The organism is Dialister sp. i34-0019-2H8 (assembly GCF_042846925.1).
In the GTDB taxonomy this organism is placed as follows: Bacteria; Bacillota; Negativicutes; order Veillonellales; family Dialisteraceae; genus Dialister.
Genome location: NZ_BAABYQ010000001.1, coordinates 108,918 through 127,872, shown reverse-complemented (window position 1 = coordinate 127,872; position 18,955 = coordinate 108,918). Strand labels below are relative to the sequence as shown.

Below are 18,955 nucleotides of genomic sequence, written 5' to 3'. Positions count from 1 at the left end.
CCTTGGTATACGTATTTCTGCTTTCGCACATGCATCGTTTATCGGTCTGCAAGAAAGATTTCTCGCTTCGCTCGAAATGACGACGCGAGAGGGACTGTTGTTCCCCAGTCACTAGTCACCAGTCACCAATATCTCATCCAGGATGACAAGTGCCGCGGCGGTCTCGATGACAGGGATCGCGCGAGGGATGATGCAGGGGTCGTGACGGCCGCCGATGGTGAGGAGGGTGTCCTTCCTCTCGGCGAGGTTCACGGTGAGCTGAGGTTTTCCGATCGAGGCGGTCGGCTTGATGGCGAGGCGGAAGATCACGGGATTGCCGCCGGAGATACCGCCCAAGATACCGCCATTGTGGTTGGTCTTTGTTTCCACCTTCCCCTCCGCCCAGTGCATGCCATCATTCGCCGCCGAGCCTTTCATCGCCGCAAGGCCGAAGCCGTCTCCAAATTCGATGCCCTTCACGGCGGGGATGGAGAACATCATGTGGGACAGCTCGCTCTCCAGCGAATCAAAGAAGGGATCGCCAAGCCCTACGGGAAGGCCGGTCACCATACATTCGACGATGCCGCCGACGGAGTCCCCCTCCGCCTTGGCGGCGAGGATGGCGGCTTCCATCTTCTCACCGATGTCCTTGGTGAGGACGGGGAGCGTCTCTTCACGAAGAGAAGCGAAGGTCGCCTCGCTCTCTCCCAAAGGATCGAAGCGGCGGTCCTCGATCCCCGCGATACGGGTGACATGCGCGCCGATATGGATGCCTTTGGCAGAGAGTACCTGCCGGGCAATGGAGCCCGCAAAGGTCAGGGGCGCGGTGATGCGGCCGGAGAAATGGCCGCCGCCGCGGTAGTCATTGTATCCGCCATACTTCACATGTCCGGTGTAGTCGGCATGTCCGGGGCGCATACAGTCTTTCAGAATGCCATAGTCCTTCGAATGCTGATCGCCATTTCTGATCTCCATCGCGAGCGGTGTCCCGGTCGTGCGGTCATTGAAATAGCCGGAGAGGATCTCAAAAGCGTCCTTCTCCCTGCGCGGGGTCGCCAATGCGCTGCTGCCCGGAGCGCGGCGCGCCATATCCCGGCGCACGGCGTCCCAGTCGATGGAGATCCCTGCAGGAAGTCCGTCGATGATGCAGCCGATGGCAGTGCCATGGGATTCACCGAAAATGGTGACTTTCAGTTTTTGTCCGAATGTATTGCTCATAGAATATGTCCTTTGATGGGTTCAAGGTTCAAGGTTCAGGGTTCAGGGTTCGGGGTTCGGGGTTCGGGGTTCGGGGTTGTGGTGGCGGCTTCGCCGCAATTTTTAGACTATGATGTTCTCGTATCGTCATTTCGAGCGTAGCCGAGAAATCTCTATTGCAGTACGGAGACCAGCATGTATGCGCCATTCAATAAACGAAGTTTTGGTGCTACGTTGTTCTGCTATCTCGTACTTACTGCTTACCGATCTGCAAGAAAGATTTCTCGCTTCGCACGAAATGACGATACGGGAGTCTGAAGTCTTCCAGTCACGAATCACCAGTCACAAGCCGTCCCCCGACCCGCTTGAAATCCTCCCAGAATGTCGGGTACGATTTCCGGACGCTTTCAGCACCTTCGACGGTCAGAGGCGCACTGCATTTCGCAGAGACGGCGGCGAGGGCCATAGCGATGCGGTGGTCGTTCCATGAGGAGACGGCGCCGCCTGTGAGGTGGTCTTGGCCGCGGATCAAGAGGCCGTCGGGCTTTTCTTCGATGTCCGCGCCGAGCTTCGTGAGCTCGACAGCCATGGCATGGAGACGGTCACATTCTTTCAGGCGCACGCGAGAGGCATGAATGATCTCGGTCGTGCCTTCGCTGACAGCGGCAAGGGCGGCGAGCGCGGGCACGAGGTCAGGGCAGTCTTCGGCATCGATCACGGTCCCCCGTGTCTTCGATGGCTTAGCAGAGATCATGCCGTTCTCTTCGCAGATGTCTCCGCCCATCTTGCTAAGGATGGTAAGGATCGCTTTGTCCCCCTGCTTTGAGTCAAGGAAAAGTCCCTGCAGCGTGATGCCTGCTCCCGTGAGACCGCTGACTAGCCAGAAGGCGGCCTGCGAGTAGTCCCCTTCCACGGCAAATGCGCCCGCCTTGTAGGACTGCCCGCCCGGGATCTCGTAAAGCTCGGGGCTTTTCTCATGGATGGTGATGCCATGACGGGCAAGCGTATCCAGCGTCATATCGACATAGCTCTTCGACTCCAGCGTGGTCGTGCTGATAAGTACGGAGTCATCCCCGGCAAGCGGCAGTGCAAAGAGGAGGCCGGTGAAGAACTGCGAGCTGACATCTCCGGGAAGCGCATAGCGCCCGCCGGGAAGCTGCCCTTTGACCGTGAGAGGAAGACCGTCCCGGTTGTCGAAGGAAATTCCCTTCTCATCAAAGATCCCGTAGTACGGTGTCAGCGGGCGCTCCGAGAGGCGGCCATGCCCCACATAGCGGATGGCATTCCCTGAAATAAGACCGAGCGGGATGAGGAAACGCAGTGTCGAGCCGGACTCTCCGGCATCAGCTTCGAGCCGTCCTTCCTGCGGGGAAAGGCCGCCGGAAATATGGAAGGTGAGGCCGTCTTCGGTAGCCTCTTCTGTAAAATGCGCGCCCATCAGCGAAAGGATGCGGACGGTGGCTTCGATGTCCTGTGACGGGGTCACGCCGGAGAGCGTCGTTTCCCCCTTGGCAAGCGCAGCGGCGATCAGCTCGCGATGCGTCATGCTTTTTGAGGACGGCACGCGGAGCACGCCGGAAAGCGGCGCGGGTGTGATGGTGATATGCATAGTGGTACTCCTTGGGGAAAAGGGTTCGGGGTTCAGGGTTCGGGGCTAGCCCCGGGGCGTGCCGCCCCTTGATTGGGGATGAAAGCTTTGCTCTCCAGTTAGAAGTTAGGAGTTAGGAGTTAGGAGTGGTGGTCCGGCGCATAAAAATCAGAAGCGCCGCAAAGTATAAATAGGGCGATGCCCGAAAGTGGTATTCAAGTCACTAGTCACTCGAGGCTCCTAATCCCTAGCTACTAACCATCCCTGCTTTCAAACTTCAGGGTTAGCCCTGGGGCGACTCGCCCCTTGATCGCGAGTGAAAGAGGTTCAGCAGGTTCTATAGGTTCTGAGGATTCAACAGGGATGGTGTGGCGCATAAATAATGGCGATGCCCGAAGGTCTCTTGATCGCAGGTTTCCCTCGTATCGTCAGCCTTCCCCTCGAGGGGAAGGCTAAGTGGTGCGGCACAAAGCGCAGAATTTATATTTGCAGCGAAGCCGCCACGAGAGCCCTGAACCCATCAACCTGAACCCTAAACCCCTTCTTCTATTCCGTCACGATCCAGTCAGCGAGCGCTTCTGTCGGGACTTTCACAAGCTCTGCCCGACCGATTTCTTTCATAACGACTAAGGTGATCTCCTTGCCGCGGCGCTTCTTATCGTGCAGTGCATGCAGGATGAGCTCCTCCGCCGGGACGCCGATGGCGGTCGGAAGCGAGAGCTTCTTCAGGACAGCACGCAGGCGGTCGGTGCATCCGCTCTCCGTATAGCCGAGCTTCTCACTCTGCGCGGAAAGGAGACTCATGCCGATCGCGACGCCTTCGCCGTGGGTGTAGGTGCTGTAATGGAAGTAACGCTCGATGGCATGACCGATGGTATGGCCGAAATTCAGCATCTGCCGGCTGCCATTGTCGTACTGGTCTTCTTCTACGAATTTCGTCTTTTGCAGGACGCTCCGCAGGATGATCTCCTCGATATTCTTCTCCAGATCCTCCTTTGTCTCGATGGACTCGAAGAGCTCGAAAAGCTCACGGTCACCGATGCATCCGTACTTCACCGCTTCGGCCAGACCATCATGTGCGTAGCGGGTCGGCAGGGTGGAGAGCAGGTCCGGATCGATGAATACGCCCTTGGGCTGATAAAAAGCGCCCGCCAGATTCTTCCCGCTTCGAAGGTCGACAGCGACCTTGCCGCCGACAGAGCTGTCGATCTGCGCCAGAATGGTGGTCGGGATCTGGAAGAAATCAATGCCTCTCATGTAGGAGGCAGCGGCAAATCCCCCGAGATCCCCCGGAACGCCGCCGGAGAGTGTCACGAGCGCATCGCTTCTTGACATATCAAAGCCGGCAAGCGCCTCCAGCACGTCACCGAAGACACGAAGATTCTTGCTGGCTTCCCCTGCCGGTATGGCGATCACCTTCACGTCAAAGCCGGCGCCCTTTAGGATCTCTCTGATCCTTTCTCCATAGATGCGGCGCACATGATCATCCGTCACGACGGCGATCTTCTCCGCCTTCGTCAACTGCCTCAGCTTTTCACCGACGCTCGAAAGGAGACCGCGCCCGATCTCGATCCGATACGAATCACTTCCCAGATCAACCTTCACTGTCTTCATGCATGAGTTCCCTCCTTCGTCTGCCTGCCTCATTCAGAAAAGCCTCCATTTCCTCGCTGTCCTCTCTCTCGATCGCATCCCTGAGCACCTGCAGCTTCTCGCTGAAGCGGTCGATCTCATCCAGCAGCTTCTCGCGGTTCGACAGGAAAAGCGATGTCCACAGACGACCGTTGATATCCGCCACGCGCGTCTCATCACGGAAAGAGCCGCCCATGAAATACTTCGTCTCTTTATTATAGGACTTGCTTTGGATGAGCGCCGTCGCGATGACATGCGTGAGGTCGCTCGTGTAAGCGATCGCACGGTCATGCGCATCGGCTGTCACCTTCGGCACATGCCGGCAGCCGAGCGCGCGCGCCATCTCCTCGATGAGCGTGATGTGCGAGGCGCTGTTTCCCGCCTGTGGGATGATGACGTAGTTCGCACCGAGGAAAATCTCTGCGTCCGACTGCGAGAGTCCCGCCCCTTCATGCCCGCACATCGGATGTCCGCTGATGAAATCCATCCCCTCTGGGAGCTTTGCCTGAATTTTTTCGGCGAAATCATTCTTCACGCCGGCGATGTCTGTCAGCACGGCATCCTTCTTCAAAAGTCCGATCTTCTTTTCAATGAATGCCATCGTCCCCTTTTCCGGTGTGCAGAAAATGACGATGTCTGCGTCTTTCAGATCCTCTTCGGAGATCGAATCCACGATCCCCATCCGAAGTGCTTCCTGCGCGACACTTGCCGTGCGGTTGATCCCGATGACACGGCTGCCGATGGCCTTGAAACGTTTGGCAAAGGAGCCGCCCATCAGTCCAAGGCCGATAACGGCGATCGTAAAGTGGCTAAAGTCGTGATTGCTGTCCATGTATGTGCTCTTTTCTGTTGAAATCGTGTTGCTATGGTCATTGTAATATATGAGAGGGAGAGGGTTCAAGGGTTAGCCCATAGGGCGTGCTGTCCCTTGATTGTTTGTGAAAGAGGGGGAGCAGGTTCAAAAGGGTTCATCAGGTTCAAAGGGGGAAGGTGGCGGCTTCGCCGCGAGTATATATGGGGCGATGCCCGAAGGTCTGCGAATAACAGGTTTCCCGTTTGGGATTTTCTGACATCGTACTTCTGACCGCGAATGACAAAGATTTCTCGCTTACGCTCGAAATGACGATACGAGAGTCTGCCATCTCCCAGTCACCAGTCACTAGTCCCCTATATTTCCCTTCCCACGATCGGGGCGAGCTTTCGAAGATCCCCCATCATATGCTCGAAGGTCTCCGGCGTGATGGACTCTGCGCCATCGCACCATGCATGCTCGGGATCATTATGTACCTCGCACATGATGCCATCTGCACCGGCAGCGATCGCTGCCATGGCCATGGACTCTACCATCCAGCGGCGGCCGGTCGCGTGGCTCGGATCGACGATGATCGGCAGGTGGCTCATGCGCTTCACCGCTGCCACTGCCGAAAGGTCGAGCGTATTTCTCGTCGCCTTCTCAAAGGTACGGATGCCGCGCTCGCAGAGGATGACATTGTGATTTCCCTCCGACATGATGTATTCCGCACTCATCAGCCATTCCTCGATCGTCGCAGACATCCCGCGCTTCAGAAGCACCGGCACATGGAGACGGCCGACCGCTTTCAGAAGATCGAAGTTCTGCATATTTCTCGCGCCGATCTGGATGAGGTCGACCTTCTTCTCCAAGAACATGCCGATCTTGTCTGCGCTCATGAGCTCCGTCACGACGGGGAGCTTCTCTTCTCTGGCCGCGGAGATCAGCATATCGAGCCCCTTCTCGCCAAGCCCCTGAAAAGAGTAGGGGGACGTTCTCGGCTTGAACGCGCCGCCGCGCAGCATCGATGCGCCGGATGCCTTCACCGCCGATGCAATGGTACCGATCTGCGCCGGTGTCTCGATGGAGCACGGCCCTGCCATGACGACGAGCTTCTTCCCGCCGACCTTCACGCCGGCGACATCGACGACCGAGTCCTGCGGATGGAAGGCACGGCTCGCCCGCTTGTATGGTTCCTGCACACGCATGACCTTGTCGACCCATTCATTGCTCAGGAAATCGCGCTCATCGAGGCTCGTCGTATCTCCGACAAGTCCCAGTACGACCTTGCTCGAGCCGCGGCTTCTGTCGACCTGGAAGCCCTTCTCCCGAAGCTCATCCTCAAGTCTTTCGATCTCTGTCAGCGGTGCATTTTGTTTCATAACGATAATCATACGAATTCCTCCTCTTTGCCTTCAGGCAATGCTTCTATTCTACGGTATACGTTCTTCGAAAGAAATGGATTTATGGATTCAGGGGAAGCCCACAAACTACGTTTGAAAGCGGGGATGAGTAGCTAGGGATTAGGTGTCGCAAGTGACTGGTGACTTGAATACCGCCTTCGGGCATCGCCACTATTTATACTCCGCGGCGCTTCTGATTTTTATGCGCCGCACCACCATTCCTAATTCCTCATTCCTAATTCCTCATTCCTAATTCCTCATTCCTAATTCCTCATTCCTAATTCCTCATTCCTAATTCCTCATTCCTAATTCCTCATTCAGACAAAGTTTCATTCACAATCAAAGGGCGACACGCCCCACGGGCTAACCCTGAACCATTCCCCTAACAAAAAAGGACAGGCTCTCGTGGGCCTGTCCTCGATTCCTATCCTGCTTATCTGGAAGGGGTGATCCGCTCATGAGAATTTGTGTACACCAAATAGCCGCAGCCATAATAATAGCTGACGGTAAAGTCATACGCATATGCAGTTCTCATGGTGTCAGAGATCTGTCTCATGGTGGTTCTTCCTTTCGTTCGAAGTTATACCAAGTATAGCCAGCGCCCTTCCGATTGTCAAGAAGATTTATCGGGGCGCAGCGTGACCGGAGACCGGAGGGCTCTCTCGGTCATTCATCTTTCCTATCACAGCCGCCCTATCCGCCCCACGGAAAGCCCCAAAGCCTTGCCCCCTGCCCCTCGAACCGCTATAATAAAGTCACATTAAAATTTTCTCCGCACATGGTGCAGAAAGGCTCTCTCATGGCTGACAATACGATCCCATTCCCGACAAAAGGCAATTTCAATAAAAATCTCAAGGCAGATGCATTTGAGTCCTACCTCAAGAAGGAAGGGCTGAATTTCTTCCGCCGTCAGGATGCACATGACTCCTACGACACCGTCGTCTTCATGACCGCACTGCCTGCGGGCAAGCACCGCCTGGTCTGCGCCGTCATCACGGACAACAGCATGTACACCATGATCCGCGTCCACCTCGGCACTGCGCCGAAGGGCCCTGCCAGAAAGACCTTCGTCCCTTTCCTGAACAAGCTGAATGGGGAGCATGCCATCGTGAAATACACGATCGGCAGCGATGACAACGTCTTCCTCGATGTCTGCGTGACCTCCACGAACGAACACTTCGACCCCGAGACCGTCCGCGACACGCTGAATGTCCTCGTCTTCCATCTGGGTGAATGCTACGAAGACGTCGCCCGCCGTCTCGATAAACCGGGCGATGCCACAGACGGATTCTCGCTGTGATGGGGACTGGGGACTAGGATCTTTAGACTTGGAGCCTTTAGACTCGGAGACTTCAGACAAAAAGGACTTTTGATTCGCAAAAATCGAAAGTCCTTTTTCGTGTTCATGGAGCTATTATTTTACAGCCCCTTTTTGCATCTAGTATTCCATGTCATAGGCTTGCAACGCCAAAAGACATTCCATATACTAGACAAAGAAAGATTGTATTTAGATCAAAGAGGATACCATCTATGAAATATACTTTCATGCAAAAAAACAACAAAGTGATGGACGTAGAAATGGATCCCTACTATGGAGATGTAGAAGAGATCCTGCAAGTACACGATTCTCGAAGAATTCCATTATCCGTTCAATATCGGGACAAAAGGATGAAAGAGAAAAAGGCTTTCCAGGAATGGATCAATTATAGAAACATTCCGAAAACAAGAGCACTTGCGGGAAGCGTATTTAAAAACACAGACATACGAATCAATTCATTGTCTCTAAAAAGTTTGGGACTCAACCTAAACGATCAATACTGGTTTAAGCCATACGGTAGCCTCATGCAGTGGGAAGATGTCAATTTCTTTGAAAATGACTTTTCAGGACATCCGCTCGGCATGAGTTTCCGAAATGAAATCACCTCATGGGAACCACCCACAGGATTTTCCCCTGACTACAGCTCCAATGGGAACCTGCCTAAATACTGGTTTATTCAGAATGACATACGCTATCTTGCCAAAGCAGGTAAAAAGCCGTACTATCAGCAAATTACCAATGAAATCATCGCAAGTAAAATTCTTCAAAAAGCAGAATTACCTCATGTGACTTATGAAGTAAAAAAAATAGAGAAGAATATCTACTCCATTTGTCCAACCTTTATTACCCCGGATACAGAATACATTCCAGCTTATGAAATTTTACAGGTACTTCCTTTTAAAAGGCAGGATGGAGCATACCGGCATTTCATCGCATGCGGAGAGAAACTAGGCATTCCCCATGTCAAACAGGATATAGATGCCATGCTGCAATTTGATTATCTCATCAATAATACAGACCGGCATTTCGGAAATTTTGGATTTATCCGCAATGTCAATACCCTGGAATTTCAAGGCGTAGCCCCCATTTTTGATAACGGCAATTCACTCTGGTTTGATTCACCCGTAGAACTGATCAGTCCATTCAAACAGCCAGCTTATCCATTTTCAGAAAAACAGGAAAAACAGGTCAAACTAACCGATTTCACCAATCACTGGTTTGAAAAGCTCCCTTCAGACTGGATCGAAAACACCATCCGGGAAGAACTTGCCAAAAATGAGCTGATAAGCAAAGAACGTGCTGCCAAAATTAGTGCAACGGTAAAAACACTGCAAAGCAACCTGATCATTTATGCACATGCCCGAAAAAGAAAAGAAGAGCAACAGGAATAAAACAAAGGGGCTGTGAAGAAATGAGGATTCATTTCTTCACAGCCCCTTTGGGGTCTAAGATCCGTGTAAGAGCGGAAAGCAAGGCGATCCTAGTCACTAGTCACCGATCTCGCAAAGCAGCTTCTTCGCATGCTCCTTTGCGAGCGATACGAGCTTCTCTTTGTCGGCCTCGGTGGAAACGCCTGGGATGAACATTGCGCCATAGGTCAGGATCGGCTTGGCCATTTCCATACCGGTCATAGCCGCCATGACATAGAAGTTATCGAAGAATTCATCGAGCGTATGACCCATGCCGGCAGTGCTGTATGCACCGTCCGGAGCGCCGGCCGTCGCAGAGATGATGAGCTTCTTGCCCTTAAGCCCGCTCGCCCCTTCGCCATGTGCAAAGCCCGGGATGAAGACTTCTTCGTACCAGTGCTTCAACATGGCCGGTGCATTGAACCAGTAGACAGGGAACTGGAATACAATGGTATCGGCCTCTTTCAGGAGAGCCTGCTCCGCTGCCACATCCAAATGGCAGCAGCCCTTCTCTGCGATATCATCGATCGCGATCGATGCACCGCCTTCGGCAGCCTTTTTCAGCTCTTCCAGAATGGTCTTGTTCATGATCGAGCGTTCCAAATGCGGATGACCGGAAATTACAATAACCTTTGCCATAATGATTCCTTCTTTCGTATAATAGAAAAAAGCAGATTCCATGGGTCCTGCCGGTTCAAAAGGACTCTCAAAACAGGCCAGTGGCCCCTTTTCCCCATTTTACCACGTTCCCCCTCCCGCAGAAAGGACATCCCATGAAACGAGACATTGTGAAAGACATCATATTTCTTCAGCAGAAGGCTGCGCCCGCCACTTTCGAGGACAAGGCCATCGCCGAAGACCTGAAAGACACCCTCACCGCCCATAGAGACACCTGCGCGGGGCTCGCCGCGAACATGATCGGCTTTGCCAAAGCCATCATCGCCTTCCGTCAGGGGAAGGATATCGTCATCATGTACAATCCCGAGCGCCTTTCCGCTGCCCGCCCCTACGAAGCCGAGGAGGGCTGCCTCTCCCTTTCCGGCGAGCGAAAGACCACGCGCTATGAGGAGATCGAGATCAAGTACCTCGACCAGCTTTTCCGCATGAAGAAAAAGAGATTCAAAGGCTTCGTCGCAGAAGTCATCCAGCACGAGATGGATCATCTGGAAGGAAAGTTGATTTAGGGTTCAGGTTGATGGTTGGCGGGTTCAGGGTTAGCCCGTGGGGCGTGCCGTCCACTGATTCTGAATGAAAGCTTTGCTCGAATGAGGAATTAGGAATGGTGGTGCGGCGCATAAAATATGGAAGCGCCGCGGAATATAAATAGAGCGATGCCCGAAGATGGCATTTCAGTCACCAGTCACTAGTCACCAGTCACTCCAATCCCTAATCCCTAGTTACTCATCCCTGCTTTCAAACTTAGCCGCGAGGACGCGCCATCCCTTGATTGTGAATGAAAGAGGTTCAGCGGGTTCTATAGGTTCAAAGTGGTTGGTGCAGCGCAAAAAATAATGAGGCGCCGCGGAGTTTTGATAGCGCTTCGCGCTGTCGTCATTTCGAGCGTAACCGAGAAATCTATATTGCAGAACACTCATCGCCTGATGTGAGGCAGCACCAAGACATCGTTTTCCCTCAGCTCATACACGCTGATTCCTTCAGGGCAGTAGAGATCCCTCGGCTGCGCTCGGGATGACGATACCGAAGAACCCCAGTCACTAGTCACTCCTAATCCCCAATCCCTAATCCCTAATCCCTAGCCACTCATTCCTTATTTTTTTGAAAGAAGGCATCCCCATGTCCCTGACCATTTTCCCCACATTCTTCCCTGATTTCCGCTGCAAGGCGGGCGCCTGCCGGCACACCTGCTGCCAGACGTGGGAGATCGACATCGACGAAGACACGAAGGACTATTACCAAACACTCAAGAACCCGCTGTGTCAGGAGCTCCGGCAATGGATGGGAACGTCGGAGGATGGTTCCACCTGTTTCAAGCTGAACGAGAATGGCTACTGCCATTTCCTGAACAAAGACGGGCTCTGCCGTCTGGTACTGGAGCTCGGCGAGGATGCGCTCTGCGACATCTGCCGCGAGCACCCGCGTTTTTACAAATACCCATGCGGCGCCGAGCTATCCGGCACGGGGCTCTGCTGCGAGCGCACGGTGGAAGAGATCGCCGAGCACCTGCCCCTCACATTCGAGCTTCTGGATCCGGAAGCAGCCGAACAGAAACTCATGACCGTGACATTTTCCCAGCTCATGGATGAACTGTTTCTTCCCCTCTCCGAGGAAGAATGCCATTTCACCCTCGACCTTTCCCCCAAAGCCGTGTCCGCCATGCTGGATGCGATGGCAGACACGGAGCCCATCGATGCCGCATGGACGAAGGACCTCTCCTGGATGCAGGCATGCGCCGAAGACTTAGTGAACGAGGCCAAGGCGCACCCGCCCAAAGTCCCCGCAGGATTCTGGGATGCCATCTACCAGTACATCATCTATCGCCAGCTGGACCTTGCGAGCCCCGAGGACTGGGATCAGCCTGCCGTTCCCGTCTCCGTACTCGCCCGGTTTGCCGCGGAAAGTACGCTCTTCATCTACCTCGAGGCCATGCGCACCGGCGATCCCTTCCGCGCCGTCTCCCGCTGGTCAGAGCAGATCGAGTACGATACGGATAATTGGAGAGATCAGATCGAGGCGCTGACTTCTCATTTCCTAATCTCTAATCACTAATCCCTAGTCCCTAGTCACCAGTCATCCTCAGAAAGGCCTCCCTCATGACTCCATTCGATCCCGCGCCCGGGCTCATCGCTCCGGACTTCGAACAGCTTTCCCTTCATCTGCCCGCCCGCTGCCTCTTCGCCTTCCTGAGCGAAACGCGCATCGAGCGCTTTGCCAGAGAAAAAGGCGGAACGCCCCTCGGACGCTTCGCCTCGATCACGAAAAGCTTCCCCATCTATGAGCTCCAGACGCCAGACGGCCCCATCGCACTCATGCAGGCCCCCGTCGGTGCGCCTGCGGCCGTTCTGATGGAGGAGCGTCTCTATGCCTACGGCGCAGAAAAGATCCTCGCCATCGGCTGCTGCGGCGCGCTCACCGACCTTCCGGAGAATGCCTTTCTCCCCGTAGAAAAAGCCTTCCGCGAGGAAGGGACATCCTTCCACTATCAGGAGGCGGGAGACTGGATTTCCTTCGATGAAGCCCCGCGCCTTCGCATCGAGGCATGGATGAAAGAGAAGGGCATCCCCTTCACGCCTGCTGTCACATGGACAAGCGACGGCTTCTTTCGCGAGACGAAGGAAAAAATAAAAGCCCGCCGCAGGGCAGGCTGTAATGTCGTCGATATGGAAGCTGCAGCGCTCGCTGCGTGCGCCCGCTTCCGCGGGAAGGAATTCGCGCAGATCCTCTTCACCGCAGATACGCTTTCCTCTCTCTCCCATGATCCGCGCGGCTGGGGCTACCGCGGTAGAAACGCTGCGCTGGAGATCGGGCTTGCGGCAGCCCAAGTGATGTGATAGAGGGATCGCCCTTTGACCCTGAATGGAAGCTCTGCTCTCGAGTGAGGAGTGAGGAGTGAGGAGTGCTGGTGCGGCGCATAAAAATATAGAAGCGCCGCGGAGTATAAATAATGTCGAAGCCCGAAAGTACCATTCAAGTCACAAATCACTCGCTGCTCCTAATCCCTAGCCACTAATCCCCAACCCCTGCTTTCAAACTTCAACGGGGAACGCAGCGGCTTGCCGCAAATAGTAAATAGAAAAGGCGATGTGAAATAACGATCATCTCATTTTCGCGTTCAATCTGCCGCGGGGACTTGCAGCTCTCATAAGAGTGACCGGGAAATCTTATCCCAGCTGTCTTTCATGCCATAGTCACCCTATCCGCCCCTTTCGGGCACCTTCCCCTAGAGGGGGAAGGCTGCGATACGAGAATACCATCTTCTAAAAAAGGCGGCGAAGCCGCCACGGGGCTGTGAAGAAATGAGGATTCATTTCTTCACAGCCCCTTTTTTCTCATGTCTGATCGGCTCACCATCCCGCCGGAAGCATCCCGGCCATGCTGGCCAGTGCGTAAAGACCGGCCGCGGAGAAAATGACGATGAGGAGGATCTGAATCGGACGATCTGCGATCCAGCCGCAGGTCCAGACGGGATCCATATCTCCCGACCTTCTGGCTCCCCGCAGCATGAAGACGGGAAGGATGGACATGATGATGCCACCGAACGTTCCTGCAAAGAAAATGGCATTCACGAAGCTCACGGCGCCGAAGAAGGCGAGCAGGAATGGCGGGAGGACGATGAAGGCGAGCATCGCGATCCGGGTCGGGACGTGGAATTCATCCTTCAGCTTGAACTGGTCGACCATATTCGTCAGGAAGCTTTCTGAAATGACCCAGAAGGATGTCAGCATCGCACAGAAGGCGAATACATTCACCAGCAGGTAGAAGATCGGATGTGAGAGCGCCCGCCCCCAGGAGAGGGATGCAACCTCCGTGATTTCCGAAAGCGGCAGCATCAGAAAGACGGAGAGCGGGACGATCGCAAGGATCACGAAGGAGATCGCAAAGCCTGCGAGGATCGAGGGTACCAGCTTCCCTGGCTGGTGCGAAAAGCCGCGCGCGACTTCCGGCACCATGTACTGCACCGCATAGCAGAATACCGTGATATTGAAGATCGGCATCGCATACGTCCAGTCCGTGTAGAGGATATCCCCCACCGGCACACGTGAAGAGAGGAAGGAGGCGCCGGCCAGCACGAGGAGCATCGCGATCATGCCGCTGCTGATGAATTTCTCCGCAACGCCCGTCGCCTTGAGGCCGAACCAGATGACGCCGACGGCGGGCAGGATGAAGAGCAGGCTCCCCGCCTCGAAGGAGATCCCCAGAAGGTCTGCAAGGATCTTCCCGCAGCCATTCGTATAGGCGATGAGGCTGCAGAAGCTCGTCGCCCCCACCGCGAAGAATAGGAGCCATGATCCGGCTTTGCCGATATATTTCTCGGCAAGGCCCGAGAGCTGCAGGGGCAGGCGTGTCCTAAGCGATGCCTCGGCGACATAGAGCATGGAAACCGCAGAGATCAAAGCCGCCACGGCAAGCCAGATGACGAGCACCGGCCAGCCTGCCCTCCGCGAAGCATACGCAAGTCCTAAGACACCGGATCCGATGGTGGATCCGACGATCATCATCGCCGCTTCACAGAAGGTGAGGCGGCTCGTTTTGAGTCCGCTGGCTGTTGCCCGGCTCTTCACCGGTGCAGCGCTTTCAAGGTAAGACATAGATGAGGGAAATCCTTTCCGGAAAGTGTCACTGATTTTCATAAAAATAGTCTAGGGAAACACTGATTAAATCGTTATCGGATTTCATTCTTGGATTTTTATACAGAGCGAGGAGACAGAGGGCGCGAATAGCGAGCTATTTAAGAAGGATGTCGACGACGCTATGGATAAAAATCCATATGAAATCTGATTCTGTGATTTAATCAGCGTTTCCCTAAGTGAGGAGTGAAGGTGCGGCGCATCTACATATAAAAGCGCAGCAAGAATAAAAGAGGGGTATTGGGGCGCTTTATAAATAGGCTGCGCCCCTTCCATCACTCCTCACTCCTCACTCCTCACTAAAGAAAAGCCGCACTCCAAAAGGAATGCGGTTCTTTGCGTGCAGCCATAAAAAAGGCATCCCAAAAGGATGCAGCTCTTGTGCATTCGTCTCGGTCAGTGACAATCCAAGCGATCATTGTTGTGCGGCGTCAGGGCTTTTTCGGATACAGCTCACAGGGATACTGCTCCGCCCTTTCTCTACGACCAAAAGAATACTCTATAAGAACGGGCTTGTCAAGGAAATTTATAAGGGGAATATAGGGACTAGGGACGGAGGACTGGGATTCTCCGGCCTCGTCATCCCGAGCGCAGCCGAGGGATCTCTACTGCACTGCGGAAAGCAGCGTGTATGCACTGAGGGGAAACGATGTCTTGGTGCTGCCTCACATCAGGCAATGAGTGCTCTGCAATAGAGATTTCTCGGCTACGCTCGAAATGACGACGGCGCGAAGCGGTATCAAAACTCCACGGCGCTTCCTCATTGGATGCGCCGTACCTTCACTCCTCACTTGATTCGGAAGTTTCCTTGATCCCTAGTCACCAGCTGCTAGTCACCAGTCACTGATCTCTGCTCTCATTCACCGCTGATCCGACAGCGCTTGAATACCTTCGCGAAGATCCACGCAGTCGCGGCAGTGAAAGCCATACCGGGCGCTGCGGCGATGAGCATGAGTGTCAGGCCTTTTCCAAGGAGGAAGTACATCACCACGCGCGCGAGCGCTGTACCGATGGGGCCGGAGATGATGTAGAAGAGTTTGCCAGACCCGATCAGAAGCCAAATCGCACCGACGCCCAAACGGAAGGACATCTGGATCGCCACATTGAGGAGCGTCGCCGTTCCGAGCGAGAGCCCGATGAGCGAAGCGAGGATCCCCGCCGTGATATATTTCTTGAAGCCGAAGACACCGCAGATCGCGACGGCGATCGGCGCAGAGAGTTGGAACTCCGTCCCCGGCACGATGCCCGGTATGCGGAAGGTGCCGGATACGGCGATCAAGACTGCGAGGAGCGCCGTCTCGCAGCAGTCAATGATGAGTTTTCTTTCTCCGGTGGCACAGATGGCCTTTTCCTTTTGCATGCTTTTCTCCTTTTTGAAAATGGGTGGACGGGGACAGCGGGTTCAAGGTGAGCCTCTGGGGCTAAGTTTGAAAGCAGGGATGGTTAGTAGCTAGGGATTAGTGGCTAGGGATTAGGAGCCTCGAGTGACTAGTGACTTACATACCACTTTCGGGCATCGCCCTATTTATACTTTGCGGCGCTTCTGATTTTTATGCGCCGCACCACCACTCCTAACTCCTAACTCCTCACTTCTAACTAGAGAGCAAAGCTTTCATCCCCAATCAAGGGGCGGCACGCCCCGGGGCTAGCCCCGAACCCTGAACCCTGAACCCTTTCTACCTCCAATGCCTCTTCATCACTTCCGCTGCGCGGCCGAGTTCATCTTTCGTGTGCGCGGCGGTGACGGTCAGGCGGATGCGGCTCGTACCGGCAGGTACCGTCGGCGGACGGATGGCAGAGAGAAGGATGCCGTCTTCGCGGCAGGCCTTGGCATAAGCGAGCGTCTGCTTCTCATCACCGATGATGATCGGAAGGATGGAGGTATCCCCCGGAAGGACGGGAATGCCTGCCTCTGAGAGCTTCGCCTTCATGTAAGCGGTATTGAAGCGGAGCCGCCTCATGTAGAGAGAAGGATTTTCCTCCAGAAGTCGAAGCGCCGCCAGCGCACTCGCCCCTGTCACCGCAGAGATCGAGGTGGAGAAGATGAAGGGGCGGGAGACATTTCTGAGATAGTCCGTGATCTCCTTCGAAGCCGCCGCGTATCCGCCCTCGGCGCCGAGCGACTTGGAGAGCGTCCCCACCTGGATGTCGATGCCGCTCTCGTGATAGTACTCTGCCGTGCCGCGTCCGGTGTCGCCGATGACGCCCACGCCGTGTGCATCATCGACGATGAGACAGGCCTCGTATTTCTTTTTCAAAGAAAGAAGGGGAGGCAGCGGGCAGATGTCGCCGTCCATGGAAAAAACGCCATCGGTCACGATGAAGCGCTGTCCTTCGCAGGGCGTCTCGGCCAGAAGCCTTGCCAGATCCTCCATATCGGAGTGCGCATAGACGACGACCCTTGCTTTGGAAATCCGGCAGCCATCCACGATGCTCGCATGATTCAGCGCATCGGAAAAGATCACGTCGCCCTTGCCGGCGAGCGCATAAAGGACGCCGAGGTTCGTCATATAGCCTGTATTGAAGATCACCGCATCTTCTGCATGCTTGAAGGCTGCGAGCGCCTTCTCCAGCTCGGACAGCTCGAAAACAGCCCCCGAAGTCAGCCGCGCACCGCCCGAGCCGGTGCCATAGATCACCGCGCGCCGCGCGGCAGCCATGACTTCGCCTTCATGGGTCATGCCCAGGTAGTCATTGGAGTTGAATACGATGTATTCCTTCCCGTCCCGCCTTATTCCGCGGGATGCCGTCACCATTCGCAGGTCTTCGACCCTCCGGAAACGGCCTTCGTCCGCAATGGCGGACAGTGCTGATGGAATGTCTTGCAGTTTCATGGGTATACCTCGCTTAGGAAAATGGGTGCAGCGCCCACCTATGAGTAATGCTATTAAGTTAAGCGGCAGAACGTTCTTGGCTCCCCATCGGGGGAGCTGCTCGAAGGGCTGAGGGGGCTACGTAGCGGTATTGCATGAAAGTGTTGGAATATCGATAACATCGGACTATTCAACATAGCACGCTATACCGTTAGCATGCCCCTATTGCCTTCGGCACTTCCCCCGAAGGGGGAAGCAAGACGTTACGTAGCTAACGATTTCCTTAACTTAATAGCATTACGCCTATGAGACGTACTGCCCCTTGATCGTGGATGAAAGTCGCTCTTGCATGAGAAATTAGAAATTAGGAATGCGAAATGGTGGTACGGCGCATAATCATATGGAAACGCCGCGAAATTTTGATAGCGCTTCGCGCCGTCGTCATCCCGAGCGCAGCCGATGGTCTTTCTTGCACTGCGACAGTATCACATAGGCACTGTACGGAAACGACGCCTTGGTGCTACGTATTTCTACTTTCACACATCCTTCGTTTATCGGTCTGCAAGGAAGATTTCTCGCTTACGCTCGAAATGACGATACGCAAGTCTGATGTCTCCCAGTCTCTTAGTCTCTTGGTCTCTTAGACACCGCTCCCTACTCTCCCATCCTCACAAGCACGACCTGATTCTGCATATAGTCGTCATACCGTGCCACATCGGTGCCGTGCTCGACGAAAAAGACGCGGCCGCCTACGGGATCCCCCATGTCCTTCATGACAGTGATACGTCCATAGCCGAATTTTTTGGAGCCCACATAGCCTGTCACATAGTCCGGATCATCCGACCAGCAGAGCTCGGCGACCGTGCCGGGGCCATAGGCCACCTTCGAGGCGAGGACGAGGGCTTCGCGCGGATGATCTCCGCCGAGCCCTTTTTCTGCCATGCGCGCTTCATAGAGCGCCGTATCCTCGCAGTCCATGTTGCTGCAGCGCACACCTCGCTCGGCGCGGTCATCGAGACGCTCGCCCGTCACCGCATCCATCACGATCGCTCCGCGCATGCTGTCAGTCAAAGACTCCAGCTCGCGGAAGGCGCTTTCTACCGCGGCCTTGCTGACGCCGATGCGGAGTAGCTCCTTCTTCGCAGCCTTGCGCCCCTCGCTCTTCGTTCTGGTATCCATCTGGTACACCGGGATCAGGGGGCAGGTCATGATGTCCTTCTCTTTGATCTCCCCCACCTTCACCTGAATGAAATCGGCGCGCCCGCGCTCGTGCGTCCTCGCACGGCGCAGCATGGCGATCACCTGCTCCTCGAGTCCATCCTCGGGCACGATCCTTTCGGCTCCGGAAATATGACGTCCCCCCACGCCATGTGAGCCGCCCAGGCTCGAACGCATCTTTACACTGTACAACAATGGTGTCACTCCTTTGAGAAAGAATTCGACTGGCCCTCGCTATTTGTAAACATTCCCGTTTCTTCAAGTTGACTATCTGGCCCAAAAAAAAGCCGAGGCCTTCGCTT

At 54.8% G+C, this 18,955-nt stretch carries 16 protein-coding genes; 5 read left to right on the top strand and 11 right to left on the bottom strand.

What is annotated here, in order from left to right:
- Positions 1–111 precede the first annotated feature (111 nt).
- The 6 genes from aroC to ACGG9R_RS00400 form a co-directional block, all read right to left on the bottom strand.
- The gene (gene aroC, locus ACGG9R_RS00425) at positions 112–1,197 is read right to left on the bottom strand and encodes a chorismate synthase (protein WP_390150162.1); all 1,086 of its coding nucleotides are present in this window, start codon (positions 1,195–1,197) and stop codon (positions 112–114) included.
- A 307-nt stretch (positions 1,198–1,504) separates the two neighbouring features.
- A complete protein-coding gene (aroA, locus tag ACGG9R_RS00420; protein WP_390150159.1) occupies positions 1,505–2,785 on the bottom strand; it encodes a 3-phosphoshikimate 1-carboxyvinyltransferase in 1,281 nt (426 codons plus the stop codon).
- Between the two features lie 525 nt (positions 2,786–3,310).
- Complete coding sequence (aroB, locus tag ACGG9R_RS00415) at positions 3,311–4,378, bottom strand: 3-dehydroquinate synthase (protein ID WP_390150157.1); 1,068 nt, start codon at positions 4,376–4,378, stop codon at positions 3,311–3,313.
- Entirely contained in the window at positions 4,359–5,228 is an 870-nt protein-coding gene (locus ACGG9R_RS00410) for a prephenate dehydrogenase (protein ID WP_390150154.1), read from the bottom strand. The genes aroB and ACGG9R_RS00410 overlap by 20 nt, the downstream gene beginning before the upstream one ends.
- A gap of 335 nt (positions 5,229–5,563) precedes the next feature.
- The gene (gene aroF / locus ACGG9R_RS00405; protein ID WP_390150152.1) at positions 5,564–6,580 is read right to left on the bottom strand and encodes a 3-deoxy-7-phosphoheptulonate synthase; all 1,017 of its coding nucleotides are present in this window, start codon (positions 6,578–6,580) and stop codon (positions 5,564–5,566) included.
- Positions 6,581–7,022: 442 nt separating this feature from the next.
- A complete protein-coding gene (locus ACGG9R_RS00400) occupies positions 7,023–7,145 on the bottom strand; it encodes a hypothetical protein (RefSeq protein ID WP_390150149.1) in 123 nt (40 codons plus the stop codon).
- A gap of 243 nt (positions 7,146–7,388) precedes the next feature.
- Between ACGG9R_RS00400 and ACGG9R_RS00395 the strand changes: the two genes are divergently transcribed.
- Positions 7,389–7,889 carry a hypothetical protein gene (locus tag ACGG9R_RS00395; RefSeq protein WP_390150146.1) on the top strand — a complete coding sequence of 167 codons (501 nt, stop codon included), beginning with the start codon at positions 7,389–7,391 and terminating at the stop codon, positions 7,887–7,889.
- Between the two features lie 230 nt (positions 7,890–8,119).
- Positions 8,120–9,298, top strand: coding sequence for a hypothetical protein (locus ACGG9R_RS00390; RefSeq protein ID WP_390150143.1), 1,179 nt, complete (start codon positions 8,120–8,122; stop codon positions 9,296–9,298).
- 96 nt (positions 9,299–9,394) lie between these two features.
- On the opposite strand, the gene ACGG9R_RS00385 is transcribed toward ACGG9R_RS00390, so the two are convergent.
- Positions 9,395–9,955 (bottom strand): NAD(P)H-dependent oxidoreductase, encoded by a 561-nt coding sequence (locus ACGG9R_RS00385; protein WP_390150142.1) that lies wholly within the window; start codon positions 9,953–9,955, stop codon positions 9,395–9,397.
- 134 nt (positions 9,956–10,089) lie between these two features.
- On the opposite strand from ACGG9R_RS00385, the gene ACGG9R_RS00380 reads away from it, so the two are divergent.
- The 3 genes from ACGG9R_RS00380 (at position 10,090) to ACGG9R_RS00370 (ending at position 12,825) form a co-directional block, all read left to right on the top strand.
- A complete protein-coding gene (locus tag ACGG9R_RS00380) occupies positions 10,090–10,500 on the top strand; it encodes a peptide deformylase (protein WP_390150139.1) in 411 nt (136 codons plus the stop codon).
- Positions 10,501–11,110: 610 nt separating this feature from the next.
- A complete protein-coding gene (gene fliB / locus ACGG9R_RS00375; RefSeq protein WP_390150136.1) occupies positions 11,111–12,043 on the top strand; it encodes a flagellin lysine-N-methylase in 933 nt (310 codons plus the stop codon).
- A gap of 44 nt (positions 12,044–12,087) precedes the next feature.
- Positions 12,088–12,825: a nucleoside phosphorylase gene (locus ACGG9R_RS00370; RefSeq protein ID WP_390150134.1), complete on the top strand. Its 738-nt coding sequence runs from the start codon at positions 12,088–12,090 to the stop codon at positions 12,823–12,825.
- 513 nt (positions 12,826–13,338) lie between these two features.
- Here ACGG9R_RS00370 and ACGG9R_RS00365 read toward each other — a convergent pair.
- From ACGG9R_RS00365 to ACGG9R_RS00350, 4 genes are all read right to left on the bottom strand, one after another.
- Complete coding sequence (locus ACGG9R_RS00365; protein WP_390150131.1) at positions 13,339–14,583, bottom strand: aromatic amino acid transport family protein; 1,245 nt, start codon at positions 14,581–14,583, stop codon at positions 13,339–13,341.
- A gap of 895 nt (positions 14,584–15,478) precedes the next feature.
- Positions 15,479–15,982, bottom strand: a complete 504-nt coding sequence (locus ACGG9R_RS00360; protein WP_390150128.1) for a hypothetical protein — start codon at positions 15,980–15,982, stop codon at positions 15,479–15,481.
- A 316-nt stretch (positions 15,983–16,298) separates the two neighbouring features.
- Complete coding sequence (locus ACGG9R_RS00355) at positions 16,299–17,456, bottom strand: aminotransferase class I/II-fold pyridoxal phosphate-dependent enzyme (RefSeq protein ID WP_390150125.1); 1,158 nt, start codon at positions 17,454–17,456, stop codon at positions 16,299–16,301.
- A gap of 633 nt (positions 17,457–18,089) precedes the next feature.
- On the bottom strand, positions 18,090–18,857 hold the full coding sequence (locus ACGG9R_RS00350) for a 6-carboxyhexanoate--CoA ligase (RefSeq protein WP_390150122.1): 768 nt from the start codon (positions 18,855–18,857) through the stop codon (positions 18,090–18,092).
- Positions 18,858–18,955 lie beyond the last annotated feature (98 nt).

Coding starts and splice junctions, on each gene's coding strand:
- aroC (WP_390150162.1), bottom strand. CDS start 1,197: ATGAGCAATACATTCGGACAAAAACTGAAAGTCACCATTTTCGGTGAA.
- aroA (WP_390150159.1), bottom strand. CDS start 2,785: ATGCATATCACCATCACACCCGCGCCGCTTTCCGGCGTGCTCCGCGTG.
- aroB (WP_390150157.1), bottom strand. CDS start 4,378: ATGAAGACAGTGAAGGTTGATCTGGGAAGTGATTCGTATCGGATCGAG.
- ACGG9R_RS00410 (WP_390150154.1), bottom strand. CDS start 5,228: ATGGACAGCAATCACGACTTTAGCCACTTTACGATCGCCGTTATCGGC.
- aroF (WP_390150152.1), bottom strand. CDS start 6,580: ATGATTATCGTTATGAAACAAAATGCACCGCTGACAGAGATCGAAAGA.
- ACGG9R_RS00400 (WP_390150149.1), bottom strand. CDS start 7,145: ATGAGACAGATCTCTGACACCATGAGAACTGCATATGCGTATGACTTT.
- ACGG9R_RS00395 (WP_390150146.1), top strand. CDS start 7,389: ATGGCTGACAATACGATCCCATTCCCGACAAAAGGCAATTTCAATAAA.
- ACGG9R_RS00390 (WP_390150143.1), top strand. CDS start 8,120: ATGAAATATACTTTCATGCAAAAAAACAACAAAGTGATGGACGTAGAA.
- ACGG9R_RS00385 (WP_390150142.1), bottom strand. CDS start 9,955: ATGGCAAAGGTTATTGTAATTTCCGGTCATCCGCATTTGGAACGCTCG.
- ACGG9R_RS00380 (WP_390150139.1), top strand. CDS start 10,090: ATGAAACGAGACATTGTGAAAGACATCATATTTCTTCAGCAGAAGGCT.
- fliB (WP_390150136.1), top strand. CDS start 11,111: ATGTCCCTGACCATTTTCCCCACATTCTTCCCTGATTTCCGCTGCAAG.
- ACGG9R_RS00370 (WP_390150134.1), top strand. CDS start 12,088: ATGACTCCATTCGATCCCGCGCCCGGGCTCATCGCTCCGGACTTCGAA.
- ACGG9R_RS00365 (WP_390150131.1), bottom strand. CDS start 14,583: ATGTCTTACCTTGAAAGCGCTGCACCGGTGAAGAGCCGGGCAACAGCC.
- ACGG9R_RS00360 (WP_390150128.1), bottom strand. CDS start 15,982: ATGCAAAAGGAAAAGGCCATCTGTGCCACCGGAGAAAGAAAACTCATC.
- ACGG9R_RS00355 (WP_390150125.1), bottom strand. CDS start 17,456: ATGAAACTGCAAGACATTCCATCAGCACTGTCCGCCATTGCGGACGAA.